This is a genomic window from Solidesulfovibrio alcoholivorans DSM 5433, assembly GCF_000702665.1.
In the GTDB taxonomy this organism is placed as follows: domain Bacteria; phylum Desulfobacterota; class Desulfovibrionia; order Desulfovibrionales; family Desulfovibrionaceae; genus Solidesulfovibrio; species Solidesulfovibrio alcoholivorans.
Genome location: NZ_JNJA01000044.1, coordinates 1 through 5,835 on the forward strand (window position 1 = coordinate 1; position 5,835 = coordinate 5,835).

Sequence of the window (5,835 nt, forward strand, 5' to 3'; positions counted from 1 at the left end):
CGTGTTCTCGCAATGGGACAAAATCTTTAAAGATTCCATGACCACGGCGGCGGCCATCGACCGGATGGTCCACCATTGCGTCATCCTGGAGCTGACCGGCCAGAGTTACCGGAACCAGGAAGCGCAAAAGCGGAATGCGGACACTCAGCTTCGCGGCAATGACCACGGACGCGGCGCTGAACTCATACCCGAAGATCGCTTGGCTGAAGCCGAGGTGCGTGCACAAGAATAGTTGTCGTCAGTGCCCAGGAGTAATTGACGCTGAGCACAGCCTGGATTTTTTTGGTAAAATAGGTGATCCTGCTCCAAAAAAGCTAGTCTGCATCCTGTGGTACACACAGGAAGATCTTTAATATCCTTTCTTGAACTTGTCTTGTCAATAATTAAATACGCTAGCTGTAGTGTATGAAATATTTTCAGCTTGATCGTTCTACTTGCAGCGCAAGGGTCTTGCGTACAATAGCAATCGCAACTAATGTAAATAAATTGTCGAATTAAACGTTATTCTCTTGATTGATATTTGTTGTAATATAATGTGATATTTATGTAATTGCTGGAGAAGTGCTACAGATATGGACGGTCAATGCCTCAGAACGTTCCTGTTGCAGCTTTAGCTTGCTTGCATAGATCGATCTGGAGTGATTAATTACAGACAGTCAGGATGGATAGAACGCAGAAATGGTCGCCAAAAATTTACCAAAAGAACGCCAAATGCTCAATCCCGCACGAGTTTATTTTGTTGGCTGGCCGCCAACAAATCAAATTGGCTGTACCAATAAATTCAAGTGATTAGCCAAAATTTGTGGCTTCGTAATCAGCAGGTCAGGAGTTCGAGTCTCCTCGCTGGCTCCAAAAATATCAGGCACTTAGACGAAAGTTTGAGTGCCTTTTTTCTTGCTCTTTGGAATCTGGTGGCAGTACTGGGGGCAGTTAGAAATGTGCAGGCCCGTGAAGTCTGGTGATGCCGGTTGCCTGTTCACCCGCGTTTTCCAGCCCACCCCCTCCGACAGCTCAGCGTAAAATTACGCTCAGTGCCCGGCCTGCCCATCGAGTTGACGCAGGATCAACTTGCCTGCCCGCTACAGGGAAGAATCCTTCACTCTCAGCCTGCCGGGTATTCTCGATGAGGTAGCGGGACCACTGCTTGCCGAGGAAGGCGTGGATGGCTGAAATCCCTACTCCTTGGCCCTTGATGCTTCGGTAAGAAGGCTCGGATTCGATGACATCCTGAATAGGGCCTCCGCGTGCAGAGTCCCTAAATTCTTCCCACGTCCCATATTTCGCCAACTCCGCTTCGATGAACGCTTTCGCGGCCCGCACCGTCCGGGCAACCGGCCGAATTTTCGGCCCGTCGAAGCCGCGTTTTCAAATCGCACCTTGTCGCCAGCCGAAGGTCTGCGTTCAGCGCAGGGCTTGCCCGGCAAAGTGGGGTTCCCGGCCCCACATGGGTTCAGGATTCTGAATCCATCCCACAGCCGGCCCACAGCCCCATATCCTCGCCAGGATCGACGCCAGCCCCGCCATGACACTTTGCCCGGACAGACCGCCAGGACGCAGCAGGGAGGCGCTACGGGCCACGGCAGCCAAGAGGATGTCGTCAGGTGTGCTTTTTGTAAGACGGGCAAACTTTGTGCTCAGGGTCCCACCAAAGGACTTTGAGAATGTGGCGGTCACGGATTCCCCAAAGACGCTCCTTCCCTGTGAACCGTAGGGAAAAGATTTCGTCTACGTCCGCTTGGCCGATTGCCTCAAGCCGGCGTTGTGCCTCGGGAGCGATGCTTTCAACGGGGATAGGATGGCTTCCCGTGTCCATGATTTGCGCCCAAGTCATGGATTCCAGGTGGCGGGCACGGTGGAAGATGCGGTCCCAGATCACGGCAGGGTCAATGCCCCGCCAACCCCATGGGCCGTCTGGGTCAAGCGCCTGAAACTGCCAAGTGATCCTTTCCGAATCGGCTCCCCGGGCCTTGTCTGCTCCTCGGGGCTGCTTCCTGAGGTCGGGAGGGAGGGCTTTTTGAACGGGTCGTTTCTTGCCCATCAGGCAGGGTCGGGGTCAATGCTGCCGTAATACTCGGCCATGGCGTCATGCCCGATGACGGTATTGCAGGACGCACCATCCGGGCAACCATGACGCGCATTCTTCCAGGGGTCTTCCATATGGGTAAGGTCGCTCAACCACTGCGAAGTTTTGTCGCCGTAGTAGCCCAGCACCCCGCGAACCGTCTCGGCCTGTTTGGCGTCGAGCTTCTCCGGGTCGCCTCCAGGGATAGTGTCCACCTTGAAGCGTCCCCTGTGCGCCTGGAAAAGTTCCGGGACCACAGGACCATTGGTCCACGCCTGGACGTCCTCGCAGAAAAGCGGCTCCTCATCCCAAACCAAGGACCATGCTTGGGAATAGTAAACCAGCTTTTGCAGCTTCATGGCGGTCAGCGGCCCCTTCTCCCGAAGGATGAAGGCGGCAACATCAAGCGCGGAAACCATTTTCTGTCCCTCTGCCCCTTGGCGTTCCGTGGGGTTCCTGAAAGCCCCTGAACGCTATTGGTATTTCATAGTCATTCACCTGGGGAAATCAAGCTGATTCGCCCCGGTTCTTCCGATTCTGCCGGGCATTTCGGGTTGTGTCCAGGGTAGAGAATCAAAACCGTCTCCTGAACGTCTTTGAACAATTCCAGCCGCTTGCATGTGCCAATTCAAAAGTAGCGATTCGTTACCTTTGAACGATTCCAGTTACTTACCACCCTGCCGGGGGACACACGGGGGACAGGCCCAGCAACGAGAAAGCGGCCCACCTCCGAAGATGCAGGCCGCCCATGATCCGGTTGCCGATGTCCTACGCGTGGGATTCAGCTCCAACGGTAGCACGGTTCTGTTGTTGGCTCTTGAAAATGCGCAAGGCAGCTACAGCCATCTTTATAGCATCGCCCGTTTTTTTGCTGTTAACTAAAAGGTCCATGGCATACTGCTGAAAGAAGTAATTCGCAGCTCTCATAAACTCGTAAGCGTCCTGGCCTTCTTCCCCTCTGTTGCAAGTTGCAACATGATTGAATGGCGCGTTTATGGCGTCAATGAAGGTGTCATGTAACTTGTAAAGCTCGTTTTGTTTCTCTTTGATGAGCTTCGCCAGAGATTCCGCCTTTTCAACGTCAATCCGCATCATCGGCCTGTGTTCTTTCATGGCGTGGATTTTGGGCTTGGCGTTAGGCATGCTTCACCTCCATGCCTTCGGTCGGGCGCGGGGCTTTTCTCTTTGGTGCCAGGGTTAGTTCGGCATCTACAGCCTTGTCCGCTATGGTGCAGGCATCGCCGACGAAGCCCACTTTGATTTTTCCCACCTTGGCTTCCACCACGTTCAGGGTGTCGGCAAGCTGGCGTTGCGAATAATCGGTCAGGGCCGCGAGTACCACGCCCACATCCAGAGGATGGAGGCTCACACCCTTCACGTTGTATTCGCACAGGAGGTCGCCAAAGGCCCGCAACGGGGCAAAGGCCATGGTGACCGCTTCGGGAAGGACTTCGGTGTAATCCGCTTCATTCATGTCCCACCTCCACTCCGACGATAGCGCCTGGTTCCGCGTCAGGATAGGCAGTCGTTGCAATCTGGAAGAACACGCGGCCAAACTGCGCATTCAGCGGGGATTGCATCTCGTTTATCTTCCGCTCGGCCGTCTCCAGCAGCGATTCCAGGACAACGCCCACGCCGATAGGGTCAACGGTCAACCCTTTTTCATCCAAGTTGATGAGGAGTTCCTTGAACGACCTGACCGGGAGCAAGGCGGCATCGGCCACCCCGGCAACGGAAAGGCAGTAGGTCTTTTCATCCATGGCGCACCTCAACCATGCCCGGCAGGATGGGGAGAATGGGCGCGCAGGGCTCCACGGGCAGCGCGGCCGGGCCATCGTCGAAGAATGGGCGGGAATGGCCGCACAGGGCCTTGAGGAGCGTCCAGGCGTGGGCGGCGGCGAGGGCGTGGGGTTGGGATTGAACGCGGACGCAAGAAAAGATAACTGGACGGTCAGCCATAATTCACCTCCGGCTAAGGTGGGTTAGGGTTAGGCTCGGTTCGGAGTTCGCACCTCCGGGCCGGGCCGTTTTTGCGACTAAACGCTCTTGGAACGCTCTAATTTCTCCCTGACAGCTTCGATAATCCAGTCCTGAAGGGTTTTCCCCTCCTTTGCCGCCTGGGCTTTCGCTTCTCGGTGAAGATCGTCAGGGAAGATTTTTATGTTGATAGCTTTCACTCTCCGCGACTCCTTCCCAACTTTCTAAGTTTTATTACCTGGCCTGTCAACTTCCCCCCGAGCAATACTCCCGTGACCTCCAATCGCGCCAGCGCCTTCGGACCTGAGAGATAGCATCAGTTTGTCACAAAGAATTTATATATCAAAACAAGTAAAATGACAAATACGACAGCCAGATGCGCATAAGTAATCAACCCCAACTTGTTTAACTCGTAATAGATAGCATCAAGTTGTCTTGTTTTTGCCGTTTCCTCGAATCCTTTTATCATATCAACAGCTTTTTCGATTGCTAATTTCTCTATCTCCTTGTCGTCCATTCTGCTATCCCCTTAATTTATATTGTACTTTGTTTTGATTGACCTCTGAATAAATATGGCATCAAATGCCCCCCTCGGTGCTGAGGCTGAATCTTTAAATGCTACAACCATAAAGACGGCTTTCGGTTTTGTTATGTCGAAACTATAACCAGGCGTACTATACGTTGTGGCTGTACCATATGAATTCGCATTAAAATTTCCATTTCTATATAATGTTCCAGTTGTCGTGCCAGAATAATTCGTGTGCGTTTCTCCTGGGACATATATGCTCATCCTTTTGGCATCCGATTCATCTGTTGTTATGATAAAGAATTGATACCCATTTGAAATTGTTATTTCAGCAGCTCTTAGTAAAGCATAGTCCTTTGCCCTTTCCATGGATGTATATCCATTCCCACGGAAAGACACTCGATAGATGTTTGGAGCTAAAGCGATATCATCGTAACCTCCTCCCAGACCATGACTTTGGTACGGAGAAGCGCACCCGGCCACCATCACAACCCCCAACGCCATCGCCAGGAACTTATTCATAACGACCTCCGTTGCGCCTACAACCTGATACTTGTTTGCCCGCAGTCCCGGCAAGGGGAACAGCAAAAAAATATCGGGCTACCTACCCGCAAGCGCATCGAAGAAGAACTTTCCGAGCGAGGCGATACAAAAAAATCGTTGCGCGAGATTGGCCGCGAGCTTGCGGCAGAAATAGAGCGGGTGTTCGAGGCGAAGGTGAACCCGAGGACGCTTATCAGCAGAACCATCAGGGCTAATCGGCAAAGTGATTCAAATGAATCACCCGACGAAAACCAAGCACCCACGCCACTTCATCCCGGAGACAATGGGGACAAAATCACGCCCGACAACCTATCCCCCTGCCGTGATCCGATACCGTCCCTCCACGATCTTGAGCTTCCCGGCGGCCAAAAGCTGATAGACCGACCGGGGCCGCGTCCCTGGCTCAACGTCCAACTGGAGCCGCAGCACGGGCAGATACCAACGCTCGATCACTCGGCGGATGCGCGGCCTATCCTCCTGGCGCACGAACTGGCCGAAGCGGAGACGCACTTGCCCGGCAGGATCGAGGAACGCCTCTGTGTCCTTGGTGGCCAGCCAGTGCAACGGGTCAAACGGTTTCGGCATGGTCGCAGGATGCCACGGGCGAGGATGGCCGCCAAGGTGGGAACCATAAAAAAGCCCCGGGGGGAGGCCCGAGGCTTCGAGGGAGGGGGAACCTACATTCTGTCTTTCGCCGAACACGTTGTCGCCAGGTGGGGGCGGGCAG

The 5,835-nt window shown here is 53.8% G+C and carries 10 protein-coding genes; 1 reads left to right on the forward strand and 9 read right to left on the reverse strand.

Annotation, left to right across the window (positions count from 1 at the left end):
- The coding region (locus Q368_RS0122550) for an ATP-binding protein (RefSeq protein ID WP_029461271.1) at nucleotides 1-232 on the forward strand (232 nt) is incomplete at its 5' end.
- 1,805 nt (nucleotides 233-2,037) lie between these two features.
- Here the strand turns inward: Q368_RS0122550 and Q368_RS0122560 are convergent.
- The 9 genes from Q368_RS0122560 to Q368_RS0122595 form a co-directional block, all read right to left on the reverse strand.
- On the reverse strand, nucleotides 2,038-2,481 hold the full coding sequence (locus Q368_RS0122560) for a Panacea domain-containing protein (RefSeq protein ID WP_029461273.1): 444 nt from the start codon (nucleotides 2,479-2,481) through the stop codon (nucleotides 2,038-2,040).
- A gap of 349 nt (nucleotides 2,482-2,830) precedes the next feature.
- Entirely contained in the window at nucleotides 2,831-3,205 is a 375-nt protein-coding gene (locus Q368_RS0122565) for a hypothetical protein (protein WP_029461274.1), read from the reverse strand.
- Nucleotides 3,198-3,536, reverse strand: a complete 339-nt coding sequence (locus tag Q368_RS0122570) for a hypothetical protein (protein WP_029461275.1) — start codon at nucleotides 3,534-3,536, stop codon at nucleotides 3,198-3,200. Before Q368_RS0122570 ends, Q368_RS0122565 begins: the two co-directional genes overlap by 8 nt.
- The gene (locus Q368_RS0122575) at nucleotides 3,529-3,822 is read right to left on the reverse strand and encodes a hypothetical protein (protein ID WP_029461276.1); all 294 of its coding nucleotides are present in this window, start codon (nucleotides 3,820-3,822) and stop codon (nucleotides 3,529-3,531) included. The genes Q368_RS0122570 and Q368_RS0122575 overlap by 8 nt, the downstream gene beginning before the upstream one ends.
- Entirely contained in the window at nucleotides 3,815-4,021 is a 207-nt protein-coding gene (locus tag Q368_RS0122580) for a hypothetical protein (protein WP_029461277.1), read from the reverse strand. Before Q368_RS0122580 ends, Q368_RS0122575 begins: the two co-directional genes overlap by 8 nt.
- 77 nt (nucleotides 4,022-4,098) lie before the next feature.
- Complete coding sequence (locus Q368_RS0122585; RefSeq protein ID WP_029461278.1) at nucleotides 4,099-4,239, reverse strand: toxin-antitoxin system HicB family antitoxin; 141 nt, start codon at nucleotides 4,237-4,239, stop codon at nucleotides 4,099-4,101.
- A 116-nt stretch (nucleotides 4,240-4,355) separates the two neighbouring features.
- Complete coding sequence (locus Q368_RS0122590) at nucleotides 4,356-4,556, reverse strand: hypothetical protein (protein WP_029461279.1); 201 nt, start codon at nucleotides 4,554-4,556, stop codon at nucleotides 4,356-4,358.
- Nucleotides 4,557-4,568: 12 nt separating this feature from the next.
- Complete coding sequence (locus tag Q368_RS26365) at nucleotides 4,569-5,087, reverse strand: CC0125/CC1285 family lipoprotein (protein WP_156955896.1); 519 nt, start codon at nucleotides 5,085-5,087, stop codon at nucleotides 4,569-4,571.
- A 330-nt stretch (nucleotides 5,088-5,417) separates the two neighbouring features.
- Nucleotides 5,418-5,835, reverse strand: a 418-nt coding sequence (locus Q368_RS0122595) for a hypothetical protein (protein ID WP_211249807.1), incomplete at its 5' end; no start/stop codon positions are given.